Source organism: Herbiconiux ginsengi (assembly GCF_900107435.1).
Lineage (GTDB): Bacteria > Actinomycetota > Actinomycetes > Actinomycetales > Microbacteriaceae > Herbiconiux > Herbiconiux ginsengi.
On the sequence record NZ_FNPZ01000001.1, the window covers coordinates 1599721 to 1623772 of the forward strand.

Consider the following 24052-nt stretch of genomic DNA (forward strand, 5'->3'; position numbering starts at 1 on the left):
CATTGTTCCGCTTAGCCCGTACGGTATCCGGAATGATGTTCCGAATGCTCTCGATCATAAGACGATCTCCCGAAGGAGACAACATGCAGTACCGCACCCTCGGCCGCACCGGCATCAAGGTCACGCCTTACGCGCTCGGCGCGATGATGCTGGGGCAGCTCGGCAATCCCGACCGCCAAGAAGCCATCCGCATCGTCCACCGCGCTCTCGACGGTGGCATCAATTTCGTCGACACGGCCGACCGCTACGGAGACTCGGAGGTGGTCGTCGGCGAGGCCCTCACGGGTCGCCGCGACGACGTCGTGCTGGCCACCAAGTTCTGGGGCCCGGTCGACGACGACATCAACCACCGCGGCGCCTCGCGCCGGTGGATCGTGCAGGCCGTTGAGCGATCGCTCCGCAACCTGCAGACCGACTACATCGACCTCTACCAGCTGCACCGGCCCGACGCCGAGACCGACATCGACGAGACGCTCTCGGCCCTGACCGACCTGGTGCGCCAGGGCAAGGTGCGGGCGATCGGCTCGTCGTCGATGCGGGGCTCGGAGATCGTCGAAGCGCAGTGGATGTCGGAGCGCCGCGGTTTCGAGAGGTTCCGCACCGAGCAGCCCAACTACTCGATCCTCGACCGGGAGATCGAGCGGGAGATCCTGCCAGTCACGCAGCGCTACGGCATGGGCACACTCGTCTACAGTCCCCTCGCGGGCGGGATGCTCACCGGTCGGTATCGTGCCGGTCAGGAGAACGACGTCTTCCGTTCCACGCGCACCGGCATGGCGCACTTCCGCGACGAGCGACGGCTTGCGGTGGTCGAGCAGCTCATCGCTCTGTCGGCCGAGGCCGGTGTGAGCCTCACGCACCTCGCCATGGCGTTCGCCATCGCGCATCCCGGGGTGACCTCGGCGATCGCGGGTCCGCGCACGATGGAGCAGCTCGACGACACTCTGGCGGGCGTGGATGTCTCGCTGTCCGACGACATCCTCGACCGCATCGACGCCATCGTGCCTCCGGGCGAGAGCGTGGGCGCCATGGACATGGTCTACCGGGGGCCGGAGGTCGGCGACGCGACCTTGCGTCGACGCCCGAGTGCGCAGCGGTCGGCAGCCTGAGGGCTCGGGTCGGTCATCCCGTCGTCGTCCGGCCGGCGTTCGCGATCTCGTGCGTGTCGTCTTCGAGCTGCACGCGTAGCAGCAACGTGGCCCAGGTGCGGTAGGGCGCCCAGCCGGCCGTGATCTCGGCCAGGGTGATCGCATCCGGAGCGGCGTCGAGGCGGTAGGCGTGGGCGACCGCCTTCGCGAGGCGGGCCTCGTGCACCGGTGCGTGATCGGGATCGCCGGCCCCGCGCAACAGGATGAGCTCGGCCGAGAACGGGCCCACGCCCGGCAGGGTCTGCAGCAGCTCGAGCGCCTCCTCGCGGGGCAGGGCGCGCAGGCTCGCGCTGTCGAAGACGTTGCGCCGGGCCGCTTCGGCCAGGGCGCGCAGGCGTTCGACCTTCGCCGCGGTGAGGCCCGGGCCGCCGCTCAACTCGGCCAGGGCGGCCGGTGCGGGGAAGGCTTGGTGCGCGACCCCGTCGATCACTACGGTCTCGCCGAGCTCGGCCGCGAGCCGCTGTTTCACCGCTGCGGCCTGGGTCATGCGCATCCGCTGACCGATGATGGCCCAGGCCGCCGCCTCGTACCACGACCAGAAGCACACCGGCCGGAGGCCCGGGTAACGCGCCTGGGCGGCGCCGATCACCGGGTCGCGCGCGCCGACCTCGTCGAACCCGCGCCCGTCGACGTCGAGCGAGAGGATGCGTTCGACCTGCGCCCGCACGGCCGACAGCTCTGCGCGCCGCACCGGATGCTCGGCGAAGACGCGGCCCCGCACCTCCGTGCCCACCTGTTCGACGCGCAGGCCGACCACCCGCCAGGACCCTTCGACGGCGAACGCGAAGTCGAGCGTGCCGGGCGAATCCGCCGCGTAGCCCGCGGGCGTGAACCCTTCGAGAAAGCGGATGCACGACTCGAGCGAGAACGCTCCTCGCGGTTCGATCGCGAACGATCCTCGTGCTTCCGTCATCGACTGCCTCCTGCCGCCATCCTGCCCGATACCTCCGACATCGTGGCGCAGCCGTCGACGACATCGCCGTGTCGCCGCCCACCGGGTAGCCTGGGGGGATGACCACACCAGCACTCGCGCACCTCTCCGGAGGTCCGCTCGACGACCAGACCATCCCGCTCGAAGACGGCGCCCCCGAAGAACTCGTGCTGCCCTACAGCGAGGGCCAGTTGGTCTACCTGCTGGTCTCGCAGTCCGACGGCACCGACGGCCCCGCCACGGCGAAGTATCGCTTCAACGAGGTCTCCGAGATCCTGGTCGAGGGCACCTACAACGAGCATTAGGTAGCGCGCCCCCTCGCCTTCATGGCCGCCACCCGGCAGAGTGGGGTGATGTCGAGGATTCATGACCTGGTGGAGGGTCTGCGCGACCCCCGGGCGCCGCTGCTGCACATCGCATCCGACAACCGGCGCGAGGGGCACGATCCTCGACCCGTGGTGGTGATGATCCACGGCATCGCCTCGTCGTCGGCCACGTTCTTCTTCGTGACGCCGCTGATCGAGGAGGAGTACCGGGTCGTCGCGATCGATCTCCTCGGCTTCGGCGGCTCTCCTCAGCCCGAGCACGCCGAGTACACCCTCGAGGAGCACGTCGCCGCGATCGCGCACACCATCCGCTCGCTGCATCTGGAGGCGCCCTTCACGCTGGTGGGCCACTCGCTCGGGTGCCTGATCGCCAGCCGCTACGCCGCCACCCACGAATCGCACGTCGACAAGCTCGTGCTCGTGAGCCCACCGGTGTACCTCTCGCCCTCGGAGATCGGCGATCCGCGCGTGCGACTGCGGATGCGGGGCTATCTGCAGGCGTATCAGTACTTCCGCGAGAACAAGGACTTCACCATCGCGCACGCCGCGATCGTGTCGAAGCTGCTGCCCGTGGAGCACGTGATGGAGATCACCGAGCAGAACTGGGATCCCTTCGTGAAGTCGCTCGAGCACTGCATCGAGTCTCAGACGGTGATCAGCGACCTGGCCCGCGTGGATGTGCCGGTCGAGGTGGTCTACGGGCGGCTCGACGAATTCCTCGTGCCGGAGAACCTCGCCATCATCGAGAAGATGCGCAACGTCACCAGCCACGTCGTGAACGTGAGCGATCACATGATCCGGAAGCCGATGGCGCGGGTGGTCGCCACGGCGATCGGTTGAGCGCGGAACGGACGGTAGGGAACTCTAGGTGCCCACTGCCTGCACGATCAGCCGGCCGAGCTCGCGCGGCTTCGTGAACTGGGGCCAGTGGCCCGTCGGCAGCTCGACGATGGTGGCTCGCGCCATCAACGGCACCTCGGTGAAGTAGGGCACGCCGGCGGCGATCGCCTCCTCGATCTCAGCACGGCTGAAGGTCGAGCTGATCAGCGTGATCGGCACCTCGTTGCGCGCGGGGTTCGCGAGGTGCTGCGGATCGTGTGCCACACGAGCGGGCTCGGGCACCGCGATCTCGCGGAACCAGGCGAGCTGCTCGTCGGTGAGGTCGCGGAGGTCGGTCTCGTCGAAGTCTTCCCACGGGGGCAATGGTGCATCCGCCCCGGTCGCCTCCAGGCCCTCGTTGATGGCGACGCCTTCGGGGGTGGGGCCGCTGTCGACGTAGACGGCCCGTTCGATGCGGTCGGGACGCGCATCGACCACGCCGTGGATGATCGCGCCGCCGCCCGAGTGCCCCACGAGCACGACCTTGCCGTCGCCCTCCAGTGAGTCGACCAGGGCCACGACCTCGGCGATCTGCGAGGCGAGCGTGACCTGCGACCGGTCGTCGTCGACCGACTCCAGACCGGCGAGCGTGGGCGTGTGCGCGGTGAGGCCGGCCTGCTCGAGAACGGGCACCACCTCGCTCCACGAGTCGCCCCGGAGCCAGAAACCTGCGATGAGTATGACGTTCATGCGGGCGACGATACGCCGGGCCACCGACATCGGGCCGGGTCCGCGCTACCGCGGGTCAGAGCGGATGCGTGCCCGTGAGCCGTTCGAGCAATTCGCGGTAGCGCAGCACGGTCTGCTCCACGATCTCGTGCGGCAGCGTCGGCGGTGTGCCCGTCTGATCCCAGTTCGCTGCGAGCCAGTTGCGCACGATCTGCTTGTCGAAGCTCGCGGTGCGCTCTCCCGAATCATAGGCCGAGGCATCCCAGTAGCGGCTCGAATCGCTCGTCAGCACCTCGTCGGCCAGCGTGATCTCGCCCGTCGACGGGTCGCGACCGAACTCGAACTTCGTGTCGGCCAGGATGACTCCCCGCGCCTCGGCGATGGTGGCCGCACGCCCGTAGACGGCGAGCGACAGGTCGCGCAGTGCCGTCGCATCCTCGAGGCCCACGAGCTCGACGGTGCGTTCGAAGCTGATGTTCTCGTCGTGCTCGCCGAGGGGCGCCTTGTAGGCCGGGGTGTAGATCGGCTTGGGCAGGCGGTCGCCGTCGCGCAGCCCCGCCGGCAGCGCGATGCCGCACACGCTCTGCGTGGCCTGGTACTCCTTCCACCCGCTGCCCGAGAGGTAGCCGCGCACGACGCACTCGATCGGGAACATGTCGAGCGAGCGCACCACCATCGACCGGCCGGCGAGCTCCTCGGGAACGGGAGGGAGCGCATCCGTGTCGGTGATCAGGTGGTTCGGCACTCCGGACAGCTGGTGGAACCACCAGCGGCTGAGCGTCGTGAGCAGTTCGCCCTTGCCGTGGATGCCCGGCTCGAGCACATGGTCGAAGGCGCTCACGCGGTCGCTGGCGACGACGAGCAGGGCGGCGGGGCGGGCATCCGGAGCCGTGTCATCCGGAACGTAGAGATCGCGCACCTTGCCGCTGTAGACGTGGTGCCAGCCCGGCACGGCGACGGATGCGGTGGGCGCGCTCATGCGCCGACCTCCGCTCCGGTCGAGGCGTCGGAGACGCCGGGGGTCACCTTGGCCGCGATGTCGCTGCGGTGCTGTGACCCCTCGAGATGGATGCCCTCGAGCACTCCGTAGGCACGGTCGCGCGCGACTCCGAAGTCGGGACCCGTGGCCACGACGCTGAGCACGCGACCGCCGGTAGCGCGGAGCACGTCGCCGTCGCGATCGGTGGCCGCGTGCATCACGCTGACACCGTCGACGCCGGTGCCGCCACCGTTCGGGCCGAAGGCGTCGAGGCCCGTGATGATGCGGCCGGTGACGGGCGATCCGGGGTAGTTCTCGCTCGCGAGCACCACGGTGACCGCGACCTCGTCGCTGAACCGGGGGCGCTCGTGGTCGCCGAGGGTGCCGGTGGCGGCGGCGAACAGCAGGCCGCTCAGCGGTGTCACGAGCCGAGGCAGCACGACCTGCGTCTCCGGGTCGCCGAAACGGGCGTTGAACTCGATGACGCGGATGCCCTTGGAGGTGAGGATGAGCCCGCAGTAGAGGAGTCCGATGAACGGTGTGCCCTCGGCGGCGAGACGGCGCACGGTGGGGAGGGCGATGGTGTCGATCACCTCGTCGACGAAGACCTTCTCACTGCCGAAGCGGTCGGCGAGCCACGGCAACGGCGAGTAAGCGCCCATGCCGCCGGTGTTCGGGCCCTGATCGCCGTCGAGCAGGCGCTTGTAGTCCTGGGCGGGGGAGAGCGGGGCGACGGAGTGACCGTCGCTGAGCAGGAAGAGCGAGACCTCCTCGCCGTCGAGGAACTCCTCGATCAGCACCTCGCCGTGCTCCAGCCAGTGCGCCGCGTGGGCGGTGGCCTCGGCGAGGTCCGAGGTGACGAGCACCCCCTTGCCGGCAGCCAGGCCGTCGGCCTTCACCACGTAGGGGGTGCCGTACTCCACCAGGGCCGCTTCGGCCTCGGCGAGGGTGGAGGCGTTCAGGGCGCGCCCGGTGGGCACGCCCGCGGCATCCATGATCCGCTTCGCGAAGGTCTTGCTGCCCTCGAGTGCTGCGGCCTCCTTGCCCGGGCCGAACACCGGGATGCCGCGGGTGCGCAGGGCGTCGGCGACGCCCGCCACGAGCGGCGCCTCGGGGCCGATCACCACGAACTGCACGTCTTCGGAGATCGCGTAGTTCGCGACCGCCTGCGGATCGTTCGCATCGAGCTGCGCGGTCGGCACGTCGGCCGCGATGCCGGCGTTGCCCGGGGCGGCGACGATCTCGTGACCCGCGTCTTCGCGGAGCAGTGCGGTGATGATGGCGTGCTCGCGCGCGCCCGAGCCGAGGACCAGGATTTTCACCCTCCTAGCCTAGGGCGTGCACCCGGCAGTACCGTGGGGCCATGACCCTCCGGATCGAGCGGGTGACGGATGCCGCGACCGTGCTGCGCGGGGCGCACCTCTTCGACGAGGCGATCGATCCGGCCGCGACCGAGCGCTTCCTGGCGAGCCCCACCCACCATCTGCTCTTCGCCTACGACGACGAGGTGGCCGACCCGATGTATCCGGTGGGCATGATCTCGGCGGCCGAGCTCACGCATCCCGACAAGGGCACGGAGATGTTCCTCAACGAGCTCGGTGTCGACGAGCTCGCGCAGCGGCGGGGCATCGGGGCCGCCCTGGTGCGGGCGCTCGTCGACCTGGCTCGCGAGCAGGGGTGCAGTGGGATGTGGGTGGGCACCGAGCCCGACAATGTCGCGGCGCAGGCGACCTACCGGTCGACCGGGTCGGATTCGAGCGAGCCGTTCGTGGCGTTCACCTGGGAGTTCTGACCCCGACGGCGCCTCGGCCGGCGGTAGCGTGGAGGCATGGGCAAGGCGAAGATCAGCGACTCCGACGGTTCCGCTGCCGTGGACGCCATCGCCGCGACGGGCTTCGACACCGCCTCGCGCGAGATGCGGGCGACCGCGGTGCGCTACCTGCTCCAGGTGCTCGCCGAGCGCGCATCCGGCAACTCGGTGGAGGTGCGCGTGCCGCCGTTCGGCGCCGTGCAATGCATCGAGGGCCCGGGTCACACCCGCGGAACGCCGCCGAACGTGGTGGAGATGGATGCCCGCACCTGGCTCGAACTCGCCACCGGCGTGCTGACGTGGCCCGACGGCATAGCGGCCGCGCGCATCCACGCGTCGGGTCAGCGGGCCGACCTCACCGGCTACGTCCCCCTCGCCGGCTTCCGCCGCTGACGCCCCGGTCACCGCCCCCGGTAGACCTCCCTCCGATGCCCGGCGCGCAGCACCAGCACCCGCAGTTCCCCGTCGTCGATCTCGTAGATGATGCGGTAATCGCCGGTCCGCACGCGCCACTCGCCGCTGCCGCCCACCAACTGCGTGGAGGCCGGTGGTCGAGGCTCCTCGGCGAGCAATTCGATGGCGGCCTGAAGCCGTCGGCGTGCCGGCGGGTCGAGCTTGCGGAGTTCTTTGACGACGGAAGGAGCCAGGATGACGCGGTAGCTCATCCGAGGCCGAGATCGCGTTTGACCTCGTCCCACGGAATGGCGCCGTCCGGTGACCGCCGAAGCTCCGCGCGCGCCGCCTCGGCCGCTCTGATGTCTTCCATGTCCTCAGCCAGGGCGAGCAGGGCATCCAGGTCGTCGGCGTCGACGATGGCCGCCACCCGGCGCCCGTGACGTTCGAGGTAGACGGGTGCGTGCTGCGAATGAGCGTGGTCGACCATGGCCGAGAGGTTCTTTCGGGCCTCGCTGACGCTCAGGGTGATGGGTGGAACGGACATGTACAAATAATAGGCCATTCTTGTACGAATTCGATGGCCGTCGCAGCACAGGGTCAGGTGGATGCGGGACAATGGAGGGGTGAGTGATCATACCGACCTGCCCCCCGCCGAGCCGCAGCGCAGCGAATCCGTGCGCTCGACCGAGTCGATCGATTCGGTGTCGGTGCGTCGCGCTCCGCGCTACTACCGGTTCATGGCTGTCGGTTTCGCCATCGGGCTGCTCGTCACCATCGTGCTGACCTTCGCGTTCCCCGAGCGCGAGGATTTCAATCGTCTGCAGGTGTTCGGCTTCGTCGGCCTGTTCGTGGTGGCGCTCTTCGTGGCGATCGGCGCCCTCGTCGCCATCGCGCTAGACCGCGCGAGCCGCAAGCGTGCCCGCACCGTCGTGGCTGAGCGCGTCGAAGAGCACGACGAGCCTGGGCCGATCGAGGTGGCCGAATTCGTGCAGATCACGGATGCGCCGCCACCCGCCGCGGCAGCTGCCCCGGAATCGGATGAAGCGCCGGCGGAGTCGCCCCAGCAGTCGAACGACGACCCGAAGTCCTGAGCCTCCCGGAGGTCGCCGTGAAGTCCGAGACCATCAGTCGAGCCGTCTCGCATGCCCTACGGCACGCCCCGGAGCAGTATGGTCTCGAGCTGGACGCCGAGGGCTGGGTGCCGGTGTCCGACCTGGTCGACGCCCTTCGACGGCAGGGTGTGGAGTGGTCGGACATCGACGCGGCCGACGTGCAGCTGATGATCGAGACGTCAGCCAAGCGGCGCCACGAGTTGCGTGACGGACGCATCCGGGCGTTCTACGGGCACTCGGTGGCGACCGCGATCCAGCACACCGAAGCCCGTCCGCCCGCCGTGCTCTTCCATGGCACGTCTCCGGATGCCTGGGCCGCCATCCGCCTCGACGGTCTCCGGCCGATGGCGCGCCAGAACGTGCACCTCGCGGCCGATCTGGACACGGCGATACTCGTGGGGCGCCGGAAGGCTCCGGAGCCGATCGTTCTCGAGGTCGACACCGTGCGTGCGCTCGATTCGGGCAGCCAGTTCTGGCTGGGCAACGATTCCATCTGGCTGAGCGATTTCATCGCGGCGCAGTTCATCGTGATCCACACCGCACCGCATCGCTCAGCGCGCTGACATCCTCCATGCTGCCGCCGGACGCGGCGCTACCCCCGGATGCCGATGCGCGAAAACGTCAGGAAACGCCGAGATCAGGCGCGCTTCTGCTCGTCTTTCGGCTCGAAACTGTCGTCGGAGTCGTCGTCGTCATCGATCCACTTCGAATAGTCGGGCTCATCGGCCTTCGCCGTGAGTTCGCGCTCCAGCGCCGAATAGTTCGTGTCAGGGCTGAAGTACTTCAGCTCGCGCGCGACCTTCGTGTGCTTTGCCTTTTGACGGCCACGCCCCATGCGAGACCCCCTCACGAATCGGGCCGGGGACATACGTCACCCGGATGAGACGAATAACTACGAAAACTTGGGTCAGTTTAGCATGCAGGGGTCACTCGGCTTTCAGCCCCGAGCGCGTTTACGTGCCGCAGCGGCTGCCGAGTGCGGCTTGCGAACCACGGGGCGCATCGGTTCGCCGCGCCGCTCCTGACCGGGCAGCGGTCGTGAGCGTTTTCCGTAGAGCAATTCGGAGGAATCGAGCAACCACGGCACGAGTGCCAGCGTCACGCCGTGCACGAGCATCAGCTTCTTGCGGATGCGCCGCGCCTTGTGGTTGTGCAGGATCGTCTCCCACCAGTGCCCCACGATGTAGATGGGCGTGTAGACGGTCACGACCTCCGAGCCGTGCTCGGCCCGGTGCTTCAGGATGTATTGGCAGAGCGGCTCGGCCACGTCGCGATACGGCGACTCGATGATGTTGAGCGGCACCTCGATGTTCATCGCCTGCCAGTCCGCTTCGAGTTGTTCGGTCTGCTCGTCGTCGATCGAGAGATGCACGGCCTCGATCGAGTCGTGCCGCGCGGCGATGGCGTAGTCGAGCGCTTTCAGCACGGGTTTCTGCATCCGCCCCACCAGCACGATCGCGTGGTCGCCGGTGGCCCCGAAGGTGGTGGTCGGGTCGACTTCGACCTCTTTGTTGACGTCGCGGTAGTAGCGGTTGACGCCCATCATGAGCAGGAAGAGCACCGGCATGATGGCGAAAACGAGCCACGCGCCGTGGGTGAACTTGGTGATGGTGACCACGATCAGCACGATCGCCGTGAACACCGCACCCACCGCGTTGATGGCGAGCGAGCGGATGACGGCGCCGCGATCGGGCGTACCTCCGCGCAGCACGCCGATCCAGTGCTTCACCATGCCTGTCTGCCCGAGGGTGAACGAGACGAACACGCCGATGATGTAGAGCTGGATGAGCTGGGTCAGGTTGGCCTGGTAGACGATGAGGATGGCCGTGGCCGCGAGGGCCAGCACGATCATCCCGTTCGAGAACACCAGGCGGTCGCCGCGGGTGAGCATGGCCTTGGGGGCGTAGGAGTCTTTCGCGAGCACCGAGCCGAGCAGCGGGAACCCGTTGAAGGCCGTGTTCGCCGCGAGCAGCAGCACGGCCGCGGTGGCCGCCTGGATCACGAAGAACATGATGCTGTTGTTGCCGAAGACGGATGCCGCCACCTGCGCCATGAGGCTGCGTTGCGGTGTGGTGGCGCAATCCGTGAACCCGATCAGGTGACAGGCGTCCTCGGCGTAGTGCACGTTCGAGATGAGGGCCAGCGCGGTGAGGCCGGCGAAGAGGCAGATGGCGATGCTGCCCATGAGCACCAGGGTGCGCTGCGCGTTCTTGATCTTGGGGGTGCGGAAGGCGGGTACGCCGTTCGAGATGGCCTCGACGCCGGTGAGGGCGGAACATCCGCTCGAGAAGGCGCGCAGCAGCAGCAGGATCATCGCGGCTTGCGTGAGTTGCTCGGCCTTCACACCGAAATCGGCCGACTCGGCGATGGGGGCGTCGCCGAACGCGGTGCGGGCGAGACCGATCACGATCATCACGGCGACGCTGCCGACGAAGACATAGGTGGGGATGGCGAAGGCCTTGCTCGACTCGCGCACGCCGCGGAGGTTCACGGCCATCAGGAGGATCACGAACCCGACCGCGATCTCGACCCGATAGGGGTTCAGCTGCGGGATCGCCGAGATGATGTTGTCGACCCCGGAGGCGACCGACACGGCGACCGTGAGCACGTAGTCGACGAGGAGGGCGGATGCCACGACGAGGCCGGCCTTCTCGCCCAAGTTCTTGTGGGCGACCTCGTAGTCGCCGCCACCTGATGGATAGGCCTTCACGAGCTGGCGGTAGGAGGCCACGACCACGACGAGCAGGAGCACGACCGCCGCCGCCACCCAGGGCGCGAAGGTCAAGAAGGAAAGTCCTCCGATGAGGAGGATCATGAGCAGTTCCTGTGGCGCGTACGCCACGGAGGAGAGCGGGTCGCTCGCGAAAATGGGGAGGGCGAGGCGCTTCGGGAGGAGCTGGCCTTCGAGCTTGTCGCTGGGGAGCGGATCGCCGATCAACCAGCGTTTCGCTGAGCGGGTTTCATTAACCACGAGTGATGACACTACTCCCGCGGGGGGCACTGTCAAGTTGAAAGAGGGGCGGTTTATTCCCACCCCCCTTCCGGGCGTTCGGGGGAGTCATCGAAGAGAGGACCGCAACAGTTCATAGACCGTGTCGCTCACGGTGTCGGGTCCGCCCAGGACGACGATCTGCAGAGGGTTCAGGCGCTGGAGTTCGCGAGCCACTGCATCGGGAATCGCGTCGTTCGTCACAAGAAGGACGGGAGCGCCGTTTGCGGCAGCGGCCGGCGAACCGGAGAGGGCGTCGGGGAACACCACGCCGGAGGCTACGTACGCGACGCGACTGCTCGGAGCGAAGTTATCGGCGGAGGCGTTCGCGGAGACCTCGAACCGGTCGCGTCCCGCGATTCGAGTCGTTGGGGCGATCGCCTTCAGCTTCGCCTCCACTCCGGCGCTCACAGTATTCGTTCCTCCGAGAATGACGACCTTGACAGGTTTCAGACGTGCCAACTCGTCGACGATCACATGTGGCAGGTCGTCTTTGGTGGTGAGCAGCACGGGGCCACCACTTCGAGCCGCGATCGCAGATGCGGAGAGGGCATCGGGGAACACGGCGCCAGAGGCGAGGTAGGCGACGGGAACGCCGGGACTGAAGGTATCGCGGGAGATGTTGGCGGAGACCGCGTATCGGTCGGCGCCCGCGAGTCGATCGACGATGGGCGCATATCGGGAGAGCGCTCGCAGAACCGCGTCGCTGATCGACGCCGTTCCGCCGAGCACCGCGATCCTCTTGGGTCTCAGACGGGCGAGCTCCGCGCCGATGGCCGTGGGAATGCTGTCGGTCGCGGTGAGCAGGACAGGCCCACCGTGGAATCCAGCTGCGGCGGATCCGGACAGGGCGTCCGCGAAAGCCCCGCCGGACGCGACATAGGCCACGTCGACTCCCGGATCGAACTCGACTGCCGAGATGCCGGCCGACACGTCGAACCGGTCGGTGCCGCCGCGCCGCGAGAGGGAAGCCGTGCTGTCCAGGTCGACGATGGTCACCTTGCTCGAGTCGAAGGCGGGGATGAAAGCTTGGCGGTGGCTTTGGTCGATCGCCATGGAGAAGATGCTCGAGCCATAGGAGGATGCGCCCGAGTTCGGGACGACGCGAGTGACGGTCAGCGTCCGGCTGTCGATCACGGTGATCTGGGCGTCCGTCGCGACGTAGACCTGTTGACCGGCAGGATCGACCACGGCTGCGATCGGCTTGTCTCCGATTCCGTCCATAGGTCCCTTCGGTATGACCTTGATCACAGAATTGTCGTTGGTGTCGATGACTGACACCGTGCCGTCGCCGTAGTTCGTGATGAATGCCCTGTGGGCGAACTGGTCAACGGCGACCTGGCTCGGCTTGTTGCCGATTCCGTTCATCGGGCCGTGCGGAATGACGGCGATGACGGAATCGCTGGTGGTGTCGATGACGGACACCGAGCCGTCGTTCTGGTTGACGGCATAGGCCCGATGCAGGGTGGCATCCACCGCGACATCGCTGACCCAGCTGCCGATCCCGTGCGCAGAATCGTGCGGGATGATTTTCGCCACGACGTTCGTCGTCATGTCGATGACGGAGACCGTTCCGTCAGCGAGATTCCCGACATAGGCACGAGCCAGCCCCGGGTCCGTGTCCACCGAGTTCGGGCCGATTCCGATTCCGCTCTTGATGACCTTCTTCACGGTGTTGGTCGTCGTATCGATCACCGACACGGAGTCGGACTGGTTGTTCGTCACGTACGCCTGGTGCCTCGGCGCATCGAACGCGATTGCCCGAGGGTCGTTGCCGATACTCGTCGGCCCGTTCATGATCGTGCCGACCACTCGATTCGAACCGGTGTCGATCACGACGACTGAGCCATCGAACGAGTCCGCGACATAGGCCTGATCGGCATTGGGGTCGACGGCCATACCGGCCAGGCGAGGATTGAAGCCTCCGGAGGAAAGGATCGGAATAGACCCCGTGACAAATGTCGACGCCGACGCCGCGTCGGGGGCAGCGATTGCGACCAGTGCGGCTGCGGCGATCACTGCCGTAAGACTCAGCACCGGGCGGTTCCAGGAAGATGACAACATCTCACTAACGTATCAGGATGAACGGCCGTTCTCATCCTGGTCGCAGATCGACGCTGAGAAACGGAGAAGGGACGATCTCTCGTCCCTTCTCCTTGTCGCGTCAGCTGCTGCGAACCCGCTCGACGGTCACTCGTCTCCTGGGATCTCGCTGTCGGTGTATTCGCCGGATTCGGGCTCGGGAACGTTGACGTCCTCAGCCTCCGTGTCGGTGTATTCGCCGTCGCGTTCGCCGCGTCGTTCGTTCTTCTCGGTCATGAGATCCTCCTCGATTTCGTCGCCGTGGCTCGTGTTCGTGACGGTACCACTCGGGTGCGCGGTGGGCTAGGGGCCCGCACATTCGTGCAGCCTGGCCTGCAGCTACTCCCGGCGGACGTCGGCCGGGGACTTGTCGGGGCGCCAGCCGCGCCAGGAGGGCTGGCGGAGGCGCTCGGCGCCGGGCTGGCCGCTGCCCGTCCACTCCGCGAACTCGACCTCGCCCACCAGTTTCGGCGTCACCCAGTGGGCGTCGCGCGCGTCGAGGGAGGGCACGTCGTCGAAAGGTGAGGTCTTGCGGGCGAGCTTCGCGAGCTTGGCCGTCACGGCATCCAGGTCGCTGTCGCTGAAACCCGTGCCGACGCGACCGACGTAGTGGAGCACCCCCGAATCATCCGGAACGCCCATCAGCAACGACCCGACCTGGGCGGCACGGCGACCCTTGCCCGGGCGCCAGCCGCCGATCACGACCTCCTGCGCCAGGTGGTGTTTCAGCTTGATCCAGGTGCGGGATCGCCGTCCCACGGCGTAGGCGCCGTCGCGGCGTTTGGCCATGACACCCTCGAGGCCGAGCTGGCGGCTGGAGTCCATGGCGTGGGCGAGGTCGCCTTCGAAGGCGGGCGGCAGGTGGACCGGACCGTCGCTCTCCGGAGCGGTGTCGGCGAGGATGGCCCGGCGTTCGGTGTACTCCTTCTTCACCAGTGATGCCCCGTCGAGTTCGAGGATGTCGAAGAGCATCAGGTCGACCTTGACCTTCGCCGCCGCGGCTTCCACGTCGCGCGGCTTGCTGAGGCCCATGCGCTGCTGCAGGCGGCCGAAGCTGGGGCGGCCTCGATGATCGAGCGCCACGATCTCGCCGTCGAGCACGAGTGAACGGCCCGCGAAGATACGGGAGAGGGCATCCGTCAATTCGGGATAGCCGGCCGTGACGTCGTTGCCGTTGCGGGTGCGGAGGGTGACCGCGCCGTCGTCGATGATGACGAGGGCGCGGATGCCGTCCCATTTCATCTCGAACGCCCACTCCGCCTCGTCGTCGATGTCGGCCTCCGTGCCGAGAGTGGCGAGCATCGGGGAGAGCTTGCCGGATCGGGCCGCGAGCGACAAGCCGTGCCCCGCCTCGGCCGGCTTCGCGGATTTCGCGGTTGATTTCGTCGGTGCCGCCTTTGCCGCGCGCTTGGCCTTCGGCGCATCCGGCCCGCCCGCCTCCTTCTCCATCATCTTGTGGATCAGCCAGTTCTTACCGTTCCCACCCGATCCGGTGTGGATCAGCACGACCTTGCGCGGGTCGCCGAGACCACCCGAGGGCTGGCCGTGCAGAGTGACGATGATCTCCTCGCCGTCGCGCCACTTCTCGAGCTCGTATTCACCGAAGTCCCAGATCAACACGGTGCCCGCACCATATTCCCCAGCGGGTATAGACCCTTCGAAGGTGCCGTACTCCATCGGGTGGTCCTCGGTCTGCACGGCGAGGTGGTTGACCTTCGGATCGTCGGGTACGCCCTTCGGCAGCGCCCAGGAGACGAGCACGCCGTCGTGCTCGAGCCGGAAATCCCAGTGCAGCGCGCGGGCATGGTGCTCCTGGATGACGAACGACCGTCCGTCGGAGGGCGCCGGCGCCGCCTGCGGCACCGGCTCTGGCGTCTTGGCCTGGTCGCGCTTGGAGCGGTAGGTGGAGAGGCGGTCAGAACCGCCCGTGGCTGCGGCGCGTGCAGGAGGTTCTGGATGCGCTTCCGCCTGATCGTCGGGTGCGCGATTCGAATGCCACACTCCGCCGGGCGCATCGAGGGCGCCGGGAGCCTCGGCGCTCTCGGTGAGAGGATCCTCCCGCCGCTTCATCCGCTCGAGCACCTCGTCGAGCTCCAGCTGCCGCAGGTCGCGACTCGCGAGTTCCCGCCAGGTGCGCGGCACGGCCACGGTCGGCCGGAATCGCCCGCGCAGTGAATACGGGCACACCGTGGTCTTGTTGGCGTTGTTCTGGCTCCAGTCGACGAGCACCTTGCCTACGCGCAAGGTCTTCTTCATGTCGCTGACCACGAGATCCGGATGATCGGCCTCGAGCGCTCGGGCCAGCTCGTGCGCCACGGCGGAGACCTGGTCGGAGGTCTGCTTGCCGTCGAGCGCGGCATAGAGGTGGATGCCCTTGCTCCCGCTCGTGACCGGAACCGGTTCCAGCCCCATGCCGCGCAGGATGACCCGCGCGAGCTTCGCGACCTCGACGCATTCGGGCAGACCCGTGCCCTCACCAGGGTCGAGGTCGATGACGAAGCGGTCGGGGTTCTTCCGCCGGCCGTGCGCATCCACCCGCCACTGCGGCACGTGGATCTCGAGCGCGGCGATCTGGGCGAGCCAGGCCAGCGTGGCGGCGTTGTTGACGAGCGGGTAGTCGTTCGTGTGGTCGGAGTGCTGGATGGTGACACGGCGCACCCAGTCGGGCGTGCCCTCGTCGAGGTTCTTCTGGAAGAAGACCTGACCCGGATGCTCCGCCGTGCCCACGCCATGCACCCAGCGTTTGCGCGTGGCCGGCCGGTTGCGCGCATGCGGAATGAGGAATGGAGCGATCTCGGCGTAGTAGCGGAAGACATCCGCCTTCGTCGTTCCGGTCTCGGGGTAGAGCACCTTCTCGAGGTTCGTGATGCGCAGGCGGTGCCCGCCGACGGTCACGGTCTGCTCACTCGCTGCGGAGGTCCGGGAGGCGGCCATGCTCCATCCTCTACCCAAGAAGGGCCGGTGCGGGGTCTAATTGGGTATGCGATCGATCTGGAAAGGCGCCATCACCTTCGGCCTCGTCAACGTGCCGGTGAAGGTGTACAGCGCGACCGAAGACCACGACATCTCGCTGCACCAGGTGCACGAGAAGGACGGCGGCCGCATCCGCTACCAGCGTCGTTGCGAGATCGACGGCAAGATCATCGACTACCAGGACATCGCGCGCGCCTATGACGACGGCGAGCGCACCGTCATCCTCACCAAAGACGACCTCGCCTCCCTGCCCGAGGAACGCAGCCGCGAGATCGAGGTGGTGGAGTTCGTGCCGAGCGACCAGATCGATCCGATCATGCTCGACAAGAGCTACTACCTCGAACCCGACTCGAAGTCGCCGAAAGCCTACGCGCTGCTGCGCAAGACGCTCGAGACCACGGATCGCACGGCGATCGTGCACTTCGCCCTGCGACAGAAGACGCGGCTCGGTGCCCTGCGGGTGCGCGGTGACGTGCTCGTGCTGCAGTCGCTGCTCTGGGATGACGAGGTGCGCGAGGCCGCGTTCCCCGCTCTCGACGAACCCACCCGGGTCTCCTCGCAGGAGCTCGACATGGCGATGTCGCTGGTCGACCAGTTCGCCACCGACTTCGCACCCGAGAAGTTCACCGACGATTACCAGGAGCAGCTGCGCACCCTGATCGACGCGAAGCTCGCCAAGGGCGACTCGGTCGACACGGATGAGACCTTCGGGCGCGAGCCCGGCTCGGGCGACGAGGGCGGAGAGGTGCTCGACCTCATGGAGGCGCTGCGACGCTCGGTCGACAAGAGCCGTGCGGGAACGTCGTCGAGCGATCCGGAATCGACGAAGAAGGCTCCGGCCAAGACGACGGCCGCGAAGAAGCCGGTGCCCAAGAAGGCGACCAAGGCCTCCTGACCCATGTGGTGAGCATTGCTCAGAATATGTGAGAATATCTCCACGCGACGTCCGCTCGCGAAGAACTCGAGGAGATATCTGTGTCACAGTCCGCTTTGCGCACCCCGCCCACCGGAACCGATTACCCGGGCAAGATGCTCGGCATCGTCGGCCTCGTCGTCGCGATCCTGGCCAACCTGATCGGGTTGGTGATCAGTGTCATCGCCTACACGCAGTCGAAGAAGGCTGGTTACAAGAACATGCCCGCCCTGATCGGCGTCGTCGTCGGTGCGGTCTTCTTCGTGCTCACCGTGGTGATCGGCATCGTGAGTACGGTCGCCGGTCTGGCGGCGTCGGGCCTGAGCTACTAGTCGCTCGATCGCTCGAAACGGTTCGGCCGGCGTGACCGCGACGGATCGGTCACGCCGGCCGGACGTGGATGTCACAACTCGGGATCTCGCACGATCAGGGTCAGCGTGGCCGTGGCGAGATGGATGCCCGTCTGGCTCGCGACGATCGTGACGTGGTACGTGCCCGGCGCGGCCGTGATCGTGCCCTGGAGGATGCCTGTCGCCGGATCGATCGAGAGCCCGGTGGGCAGCGACTCGCCCTTCGGCGCCGTGATCTCGAAGGTGGGGCTCGCGATGCCGACGGTGTGGATGGCGGCCGAGTAGGCCGACCCCTGGTAGGCATCGGGAAGGGCGGTGGTCGTGATGGCGGGCGACATCGTGCCCACGCCGCTCAGCGCGGTCACCGTGCCGTCGGCCGTGTTCGCCACGAAGGAGTCGCCGCTGCCCTGCTCGACCGCGACCGCGGACGGACCGGCACCGATGCCCTGGCCGGCGCCCAGCACGGCCACGCGGGTGTAGTCGTCGGCGTTGAGCACCGTCACCGTGTCGTCGCCCGAGTTCGCAACGTAGACGCGTCGGCGCGCCTCGTCGACGGCGACCGCCGAAGGTGCGTCGCCGATGCCGTACGCCGAGCCCAGCAGTCGATCGGCGGCGAGGGTGCCGGTATCGATGACCGTCACCGTGTCGTCTCCGGCGTTGGTGACGAAGACGTGGTGCTTCTTCGTGTCGACCGCGACGCCTCGCGGACCGTGGCCCACCGCGGAACTCAGGTCGTTCAAGACGCGCGTGACTTTGAACACCCTGGTGTCGACGACCGAGACCGTGTCGTCGCCAGAGTTGGCTACGAACGCCCGGTTGAGGGCGCCGTCGACAGCGACACCGGCGGGCCCGCGGCCTATGCCGCGTACGAGGTCGAACGTGATGATCGTGATCACGCTGTCAGTGGTCGTGTCCACGACCGCCACCTGCCCGTCGCTGTATTCCGTGACATAGGCGCGATTCCGCGCTTCGTCGACGGCGACGCCGAGCGGCTCGTGCCCGATGCCGGAGTGCGGGTTGTAGGCGATCACCGAGATCACAGTGGCTGTCGACGTGTCGATCACCGAGACCGTGTTGCTGTCTTTGTTCGCCACATAGGCGCGGTGCTTCTTCTGGTCGATGGCGATGCCGGCGGGGCCGTCGCCGATGCCGTTCACGAGGTCGTGCGGGATGACACCGACCACGGTGTTCGCCTCCGTGTCGATCACCGACACGGTGCCGTCGCCCGAGTTCGTGACGAAGGCGCGGTCGAGGCTCTGATCGATGGCGATGCCCGCCGGAGCGGCGCCGATGCCGGCCGTCGAGTCATGAGGGATCACGGTGGAGGAGGGGTCGGCGCTCGCGGCGAGCGGTGCGGCGACCAGTGTGAGCGCTCCGGCTGCGGCGACCGCGCTGAGGAGTGCCCGTTGGCGGACATGAGAGATGCTCGATTTATGCATGCGTCACCGTAACATCGGGTGCCGACGTTGCGCAAAGGGTTATTTCGACAAGCCCCAGCGTGGGTAGAGCACCGCGAAGGCGTGGTCGAAGCCGTACTCGATGGTGGCCGACTCGTGACCGGTGCCGGGCGAGACGAACAGGTGCGCATCCATTCCCGCCGCCGATGCCGCGGCGTACAGGGTGCGCGACGCGGTGAGGTACGGCTCGTCGTCCGATCCGTCGGCGAAGATCGCGACGGTCTCGGAATACAGGGCCGCGATGGCAGGATCGGCGGCACCAGCCTCCAGCACGGTGAGCGGCTTGGCCGCGTCGTAGGCGTCCTGGTCGCCACCGAAGCCGTCTTCGAGCGTTTCGGAATCCCCGCCGAGATCGGGTTCGAGCTCACCCGAGATGTCGATCACGTTGCCCCAGACTGCCGGGAACTGGGCCGCCGATTTGATGGCGCACTCGCCGCCGTTCGAGAAGCCCGCGATGGTCCAGAACTCTCGCCCCGGCAGAACGTTGAAGGTCGAGGCGATGAAGTCTGGCACATCGTGATTGACATACGTCTGTGCATCGCCCTGATAGCCGTCGACGCAGAGCGGGTTGTTGCCCGAGCTGCCGCCGAGGTGGTCGACCGAGACCACGATCGGCGCGAGGCCGTCATGGGTCGCGGCGAACCGGTCGAGGCTCGCCCCGATGTCGGCCACGTCGGGCGCGCCCGGCTGCCCGCTGAGGAACACGACGACCGGCAGGGCCGGCGCATCCGGCAGCTGTGCGGCGGGCGGCAGATAGACGATGGCATCGCGGGGAGAGAACGCGGGGTCGGAGGCCGGGATCTCGATCGACCCGTGGACGCTGTGCGCCGGCATCGAGGCCGGCGGGGTCCACGACGCGGAGAGCGGACCGGGCGGATTGGTGGAGTGCGGTGCCAGTGCGCTCACGTCGAGCGGCGTCTCGATCGAGATGTCGAACAGATCGCCCAGGTTCTTCAGCACCCCGAAGTCGGCTGAGATGCCGAGCGTCGCCGTCCAGGCGAAGAGCCCGACGCCGAACACCGCCACTACCTTGCGCCACCAGCGCGAGCGCCACAGGTTGGCGATGGCGAGGGCGACGGATGCGCCGGCCGCCACGATCCAGAGCCTCGCCGCGACGGTCATCGGCGAGTTGAACACGTCGAGCACGTCTTGCACGATGAAGGTGGCCAGCAGGGCGAGCAGGATGCCGCCACCCAGCGCTGTCGCGGCGGTGACGATCCAACGGCGCGTCGGCCGGCGCAGCAGCAGGAACGCGAACACGAGGATCGCGAGCGCGTAGGTTCCCCAGAGGAACGCGCCGTCGACGATGCGGATCGACAGGAACCAGTCCGTCATTCCGACCCGCGACCGGGTTCCACCATGCCGGGCTCGGGGATGCCGAGGAGTTCGGACTCCTCGTCGTCATCGAGCGCTGAAGCGGCGCCCGATGCCCCGCCGTGCGCCGAGCCGCTCGCCCCGTCACCCCAGGTTGTGCCCGTGCGATACGCCGCGCGAACCTGGAGCGCTTCCCGGGCCTCGTGGAAGAGCGGCTCGTAGAACGTGGTGCGGTACCCGCGGTTGGTGGTGACCGACACCAGGAAATTCAGCGACGACACACAGCTGAGGAAGATGGCGGTCTTCAGCAGGGCCCAGGTGAAGGGCACCTCGATGCCGAAGAGCGTGAGCGTCGTCGCGCGCGGCCCCACCCATTCTTCGAGCACCTCCGACGAGAAGGCGAGTGCGCCGAGCACGAGCAGGAAGACACAGGTGAGGGCGGCGAAGATGAGCACCTGGAAGCCGAGGGCGAGCACGAAGCCGGCCTCGATGTTCATCCGCTCGATCCGGCCGAGTGGTGGACCGGAGACCGCCGCCAGGTCTCGCATCTCGGTGCGGGTGATGGGCACCGCGAACAACAGTCCCAGCACCACGAAGAAGACGCCCACCGCGAGGAGTCGGACCGGCTGCATCGTGCTCGTGACCTCCCAGAGCGGCCGGGAGAAGAAGGCGAACACGACGACGAGCATGAGGATGGGCAGAGCCCGGGTGGCGAGTGTGCCGATGGCCGCGAGCTGTCGCAGCGCGGTGCGGGCGGCGCTCCCGAGCAGCGCGCCGACACCCACCCAGGTGAGGAGGAACGCCAGGGCGACCGCGGCGACGTTCACCACGATCGCCGCGACCACGTCGAGGCCGGAGGAGGTGAGCGATGCCACGAGAGGCGTTCCGACGAGGCACCCGACGAGCAGCGCGAGGGTGACCGGCAGGTTCGTGGACGGGAAGCGCCGCAGGAGGCCCGCGGCGAGGGAGGCCACGACGATCGGAACGGCGATCATGACCAGAACCGCGAGGGCGAGCACGACGAAGAGCAGGAGCAGGTCGAGCTCGGGTGAATCCTCGTCGATGACGAGGTGGAATCGGATGAGCCCCGAGAGCGGGATATCGGCGAGCAGGAGGAAGACGAGGAACGGTGCGATGCGCACGACGAGACGGTCGGCCCAGACGCGGGCGGGCAGGAAATAGGGCAGTCCTTTGGAGCGTAGCCAGCGTTCCACGTCGCGCTTCGTCGCGCGCTCGGCGCCGTGGTCGCGCTCGGTCGTCATCGTGCCCCCTTAGAATTGTCGCTGATCCAGTGCGAGCAGCCGGCCGCGCGGAGATATCGGAGTCAACTACATGCCTGCATCCCGTCTCGATTCTGTCATCGCCTTGGCCAAGCGCCGGGGATTCGTCTTCCCGACGGGAGAGATCTACGGCGGAACCCGGTCGGCGTGGGACTACGGGCCGCTCGGCGTGGAGCTGAAAGAGAACATCAAGCGCCAGTGGTGGAAGTTCATGGTGCAGGGCCGCGACAACGTCGTGGGTCTCGACTCCGCCGTCATCCTGCCCCGTCAGGTGTGGGAGGCCTCCGGCCACGTCGAGGTCTTCACCGACCCGCTGGTCGAGTCGTTGCACACGCACAAGCGCTACCGTGCCGACCACCTGCTCGAGCAGTACGAGGAGAAGCACGGGCATCCGCCGGTCAACGGCCTCGCCGACATCCGCGACCCCGACACCGGTCAGCCCGGATCGTGGACCGAGCCGAAGAACTTCTCCGGTCTCATGAAGACCTACCTCGGCGCGGTCGACGACGAGAGCGGGATGGCGTACCTCAGGCCCGAGACCGCGCAGGGCATCTTCGTCGACTTCAACGCCGTGCTGAACTCCAGCCGCCAGAAGCCTCCGTTCGGCATCGGCCAGATCGGCAAGAGCTTCCGCAACGAGATCACCCCCGGGAACTTCATCTTCCGCACCCGCGAGTTCGAGCAGATGGAGATGGAGTTCTTCGTCAAGCCCGGTGAAGACGAAGAATGGCACCAGTACTGGATCGACCAGCGCTTCCAGTGGTACACCGATCTCGGCATCGACCCCGAGAACCTGCGCCTGTTCGAGCACCCGAAAGAGAAGCTCTCGCACTACTCCAAGCGCACCGTCGACATCGAGTACCGGTTCGGCTTCACCGGATCGGCCTTCGGCGAGCTCGAAGGCGTGGCCAACCGCACCGACTTCGACCTCACCACGCACTCGAAGGCATCCGGAACCGACCTGTCCTACTTCGACCAGACCACCGGCGAGCGCTGGACGCCGTATGTCATCGAGCCCGCCGCCGGTCTCACCCGGTCGCTGATGGCCTTCCTCGTCGACTCGTTCCACGAAGACGAGGCGCCGAACACCAAGGGCGGCGTTGACAAGCGCACCGTGCTGAAGCTCGATCCGCGGCTCGCCCCGGTGAAGGCCGCCGTGCTGCCGCTGTCGCGCAATGAGGCGCTCTCTCCGATGGCCCGGGAGCTCGCCGCCGACCTGCGCAAGAGCTGGAACGTCGACTTCGACGACGCCGGTGCGATCGGCCGCCGCTACCGTCGCCAAGACGAGATCGGCACCCCGTTCTGCATCACGGTCGACTTCGACAGCCTGGAGGACAAGGCGGTCACCGTGCGCGAGCGCGACTCGATGGCGCAGGAGCGCGTCTCGCTCGATCGCCTCCCGGCCTACCTCGCCGAGCGCCTCATCGGCGCCTGACCTCGCGAAGAGAGACGGATCAGGCCGCCAGGCGGGCGACGAGGGCCTCGTAGGCGGGGTCGATGGTCTGGAGCGACGGGTTCGCGTCGTGCCAGTCGACGATCTCGCGAGCGGCCTCGTGGAACGGGATCACGGCACGGAAGTCGGGCACCAGCGCCGTGATCTTCGCGTTGTCGAACACCACGGAGTGCGAGAAATCGCCCAGGAACTGCCCTGACACCTCGGGGGCGGCCGCCGCGATGTCCTTGCTGGTCGCGTAACGGATCGTCGGCGTGGTGCCGGCCGCGGCGGCCACCATCCCGACGATCTCGTTCCAGGTGTAGACGAAGTCGGAGGTGATCTGGAAGGTGTCGCCGTAGGCGAGCGGATTCGCGAACAGGCCCACGAAACCGCGAGCGAAATCGTCGGTGTGGGTCAGCGTCCAGAGCGAGGTGCCGTCGCCGTGCACCACGATCTCCTGGCCGCGGCGCATCCGGTCGACGGCGGTCCAGCCGCCGAACAGCGGCAGCGACCACTTGTCGTAGGTGTGCGAGGGGCGAACGATGGTGACCGGGAACTCACGCTCGCGGTAGGCCTCCACGAGGAGGTTCTCGCACGCGATCTTGTCGCGCGAGTACTGCCAGAACGGGTTGCGCAGCGGCGTCGACTCCGTGATCGGCAGGCGGCTGACCGGCTTCTGGTAGGCGGACGCCGAGCTGATGAAGACGTACTGACCGGTGCGCCCCTCGAAGCGGTCGATGTCGCGCTGCACCTGCTCGGGTGTGAACGCGATCATGTCGATCACGACGTCGAACTCGCGCGATCCGAGCGCGGCGTCGACGGCGGCGACATCGTCGACGTCGGCGGTCAGCACCTCCGCGCCCGCCGGCTGATCGCGCCGCGACGAGCCCCGATTGAGGAGCGTCACCTCCATCCCGCGGGAGATCGCGAGCGCACTCGCCGCCGAGGAGATGATCCCCGTGCCACCGATGAACAACACCTTCGCTGAAGACATACCGAGCACCCTAGT

The 24052-nt window shown here is 67.5% G+C and carries 25 protein-coding genes; 10 read left to right on the forward strand and 15 right to left on the reverse strand.

Annotation, left to right across the window (positions count from 1 at the left end; genetic code table 11):
* The first annotated feature begins 83 nt into the window (after window positions 1–83).
* Window positions 84–1109, forward strand: coding sequence for an aldo/keto reductase (locus BLW00_RS07555; protein WP_092551308.1), 1026 nt, complete (start codon window positions 84–86; stop codon window positions 1107–1109).
* A 13-nt stretch (window positions 1110–1122) separates the two neighbouring features.
* Here BLW00_RS07555 and BLW00_RS07560 read toward each other — a convergent pair whose 3' ends face one another.
* On the reverse strand, window positions 1123–2061 hold the full coding sequence (locus BLW00_RS07560; RefSeq protein ID WP_092551311.1) for a DNA-3-methyladenine glycosylase family protein: 939 nt from the start codon (window positions 2059–2061) through the stop codon (window positions 1123–1125).
* 98 nt (window positions 2062–2159) lie between these two features.
* Here BLW00_RS07560 and BLW00_RS07565 point away from each other — a divergent pair, with 98 nt between their 5' ends.
* Both BLW00_RS07565 and BLW00_RS07570 read left to right on the forward strand, forming a co-directional pair.
* On the forward strand, window positions 2160–2384 hold the full coding sequence (locus BLW00_RS07565) for a hypothetical protein (RefSeq protein ID WP_092551314.1): 225 nt from the start codon (window positions 2160–2162) through the stop codon (window positions 2382–2384).
* Window positions 2385–2432: 48 nt separating this feature from the next.
* Window positions 2433–3245 carry an alpha/beta fold hydrolase gene (locus BLW00_RS07570; RefSeq protein WP_092551317.1) on the forward strand — a complete coding sequence of 271 codons (813 nt, stop codon included), beginning with the start codon at window positions 2433–2435 and terminating at the stop codon, window positions 3243–3245.
* Window positions 3246–3269: 24 nt separating this feature from the next.
* Here the strand turns inward: BLW00_RS07570 and BLW00_RS07575 are convergent, their stop codons facing one another.
* From BLW00_RS07575 to purD, 3 genes are read right to left on the reverse strand one after another with little or no spacing between them, the layout of a single operon-like run.
* Window positions 3270–3974 (reverse strand): alpha/beta fold hydrolase, encoded by a 705-nt coding sequence (locus BLW00_RS07575; RefSeq protein ID WP_092552173.1) that lies wholly within the window; start codon window positions 3972–3974, stop codon window positions 3270–3272.
* A 55-nt stretch (window positions 3975–4029) separates the two neighbouring features.
* Window positions 4030–4932, reverse strand: a complete 903-nt coding sequence (locus BLW00_RS07580) for a phosphoribosylaminoimidazolesuccinocarboxamide synthase (RefSeq protein WP_092551320.1) — start codon at window positions 4930–4932, stop codon at window positions 4030–4032.
* Window positions 4929–6254, reverse strand: coding sequence for a phosphoribosylamine--glycine ligase (gene purD / locus BLW00_RS07585; RefSeq protein ID WP_092551323.1), 1326 nt, complete (start codon window positions 6252–6254; stop codon window positions 4929–4931). Before purD ends, BLW00_RS07580 begins: the two co-directional genes overlap by 4 nt.
* A gap of 41 nt (window positions 6255–6295) precedes the next feature.
* Between purD and BLW00_RS07590 the strand changes: the two genes are divergently transcribed.
* Both BLW00_RS07590 and BLW00_RS07595 read left to right on the forward strand, forming a co-directional pair.
* Complete coding sequence (locus BLW00_RS07590) at window positions 6296–6724, forward strand: GNAT family N-acetyltransferase (RefSeq protein ID WP_092551326.1); 429 nt, start codon at window positions 6296–6298, stop codon at window positions 6722–6724.
* Window positions 6725–6760: 36 nt separating this feature from the next.
* A complete protein-coding gene (locus BLW00_RS07595; RefSeq protein WP_092551329.1) occupies window positions 6761–7135 on the forward strand; it encodes a sterol carrier family protein in 375 nt (124 codons plus the stop codon).
* 8 nt (window positions 7136–7143) lie between these two features.
* On the opposite strand, the gene BLW00_RS07600 is transcribed toward BLW00_RS07595, so the two are convergent.
* Window positions 7144–7407 (reverse strand): type II toxin-antitoxin system RelE family toxin, encoded by a 264-nt coding sequence (locus tag BLW00_RS07600; protein WP_092551332.1) that lies wholly within the window; start codon window positions 7405–7407, stop codon window positions 7144–7146.
* Window positions 7404–7682: a type II toxin-antitoxin system Phd/YefM family antitoxin gene (locus BLW00_RS07605; protein ID WP_092551335.1), complete on the reverse strand. Its 279-nt coding sequence runs from the start codon at window positions 7680–7682 to the stop codon at window positions 7404–7406. The genes BLW00_RS07600 and BLW00_RS07605 overlap by 4 nt, the downstream gene beginning before the upstream one ends.
* A 79-nt stretch (window positions 7683–7761) precedes the next feature.
* On the opposite strand from BLW00_RS07605, the gene BLW00_RS23395 reads away from it, so the two are divergent.
* Both BLW00_RS23395 and BLW00_RS07615 read left to right on the forward strand, forming a co-directional pair.
* Window positions 7762–8229, forward strand: a complete 468-nt coding sequence (locus BLW00_RS23395; RefSeq protein ID WP_175494180.1) for a hypothetical protein — start codon at window positions 7762–7764, stop codon at window positions 8227–8229.
* A 17-nt stretch (window positions 8230–8246) separates the two neighbouring features.
* Window positions 8247–8813 (forward strand): RNA 2'-phosphotransferase, encoded by a 567-nt coding sequence (locus BLW00_RS07615; protein WP_092551338.1) that lies wholly within the window; start codon window positions 8247–8249, stop codon window positions 8811–8813.
* 74 nt (window positions 8814–8887) lie between these two features.
* Here BLW00_RS07615 and BLW00_RS07620 read toward each other — a convergent pair whose 3' ends face one another.
* The 5 genes from BLW00_RS07620 to BLW00_RS07635 form a co-directional block, all read right to left on the reverse strand.
* Entirely contained in the window at window positions 8888–9085 is a 198-nt protein-coding gene (locus BLW00_RS07620; RefSeq protein WP_092551341.1) for a DUF3073 domain-containing protein, read from the reverse strand.
* Window positions 9086–9187: 102 nt separating this feature from the next.
* On the reverse strand, window positions 9188–11221 hold the full coding sequence (locus BLW00_RS07625) for an APC family permease (protein ID WP_245741367.1): 2034 nt from the start codon (window positions 11219–11221) through the stop codon (window positions 9188–9190).
* 87 nt (window positions 11222–11308) lie between these two features.
* Window positions 11309–13303, reverse strand: a complete 1995-nt coding sequence (locus BLW00_RS07630; protein WP_092551347.1) for a cell wall-binding repeat-containing protein — start codon at window positions 13301–13303, stop codon at window positions 11309–11311.
* 126 nt (window positions 13304–13429) lie between these two features.
* The gene (locus BLW00_RS24235) at window positions 13430–13558 is read right to left on the reverse strand and encodes a hypothetical protein (RefSeq protein WP_281242388.1); all 129 of its coding nucleotides are present in this window, start codon (window positions 13556–13558) and stop codon (window positions 13430–13432) included.
* Between the two features lie 102 nt (window positions 13559–13660).
* Complete coding sequence (locus tag BLW00_RS07635) at window positions 13661–16255, reverse strand: ATP-dependent DNA ligase (RefSeq protein ID WP_092551350.1); 2595 nt, start codon at window positions 16253–16255, stop codon at window positions 13661–13663.
* Window positions 16256–16301: 46 nt separating this feature from the next.
* Between BLW00_RS07635 and ku the strand changes: the two genes are divergently transcribed.
* The gene (gene ku, locus BLW00_RS07640) at window positions 16302–17189 is read left to right on the forward strand and encodes a non-homologous end joining protein Ku (protein WP_092551353.1); all 888 of its coding nucleotides are present in this window, start codon (window positions 16302–16304) and stop codon (window positions 17187–17189) included.
* Between the two features lie 80 nt (window positions 17190–17269).
* Entirely contained in the window at window positions 17270–17539 is a 270-nt protein-coding gene (locus BLW00_RS07645) for a hypothetical protein (RefSeq protein ID WP_139256654.1), read from the forward strand.
* 71 nt (window positions 17540–17610) lie between these two features.
* Here the strand turns inward: BLW00_RS07645 and BLW00_RS07650 are convergent, their stop codons facing one another.
* From BLW00_RS07650 to BLW00_RS07660, 3 genes are read right to left on the reverse strand one after another with little or no spacing between them, the layout of a single operon-like run.
* A complete protein-coding gene (locus BLW00_RS07650; RefSeq protein ID WP_092551359.1) occupies window positions 17611–18996 on the reverse strand; it encodes a putative Ig domain-containing protein in 1386 nt (461 codons plus the stop codon).
* 39 nt (window positions 18997–19035) lie between these two features.
* Window positions 19036–20349 (reverse strand): alpha/beta hydrolase, encoded by a 1314-nt coding sequence (locus tag BLW00_RS07655; RefSeq protein ID WP_092551362.1) that lies wholly within the window; start codon window positions 20347–20349, stop codon window positions 19036–19038.
* Entirely contained in the window at window positions 20346–21590 is a 1245-nt protein-coding gene (locus BLW00_RS07660) for a hypothetical protein (protein WP_092551365.1), read from the reverse strand. Before BLW00_RS07660 ends, BLW00_RS07655 begins: the two co-directional genes overlap by 4 nt.
* A 70-nt stretch (window positions 21591–21660) precedes the next feature.
* Between BLW00_RS07660 and BLW00_RS07665 the strand changes: the two genes are divergently transcribed.
* The gene (locus BLW00_RS07665; protein ID WP_092551368.1) at window positions 21661–23043 is read left to right on the forward strand and encodes a glycine--tRNA ligase; all 1383 of its coding nucleotides are present in this window, start codon (window positions 21661–21663) and stop codon (window positions 23041–23043) included.
* Window positions 23044–23062: 19 nt separating this feature from the next.
* On the opposite strand, the gene BLW00_RS07670 is transcribed toward BLW00_RS07665, so the two are convergent.
* Window positions 23063–24037, reverse strand: coding sequence for an NAD-dependent epimerase/dehydratase family protein (locus BLW00_RS07670; RefSeq protein WP_092551371.1), 975 nt, complete (start codon window positions 24035–24037; stop codon window positions 23063–23065).
* Window positions 24038–24052: the final 15 nt, after the last annotated feature.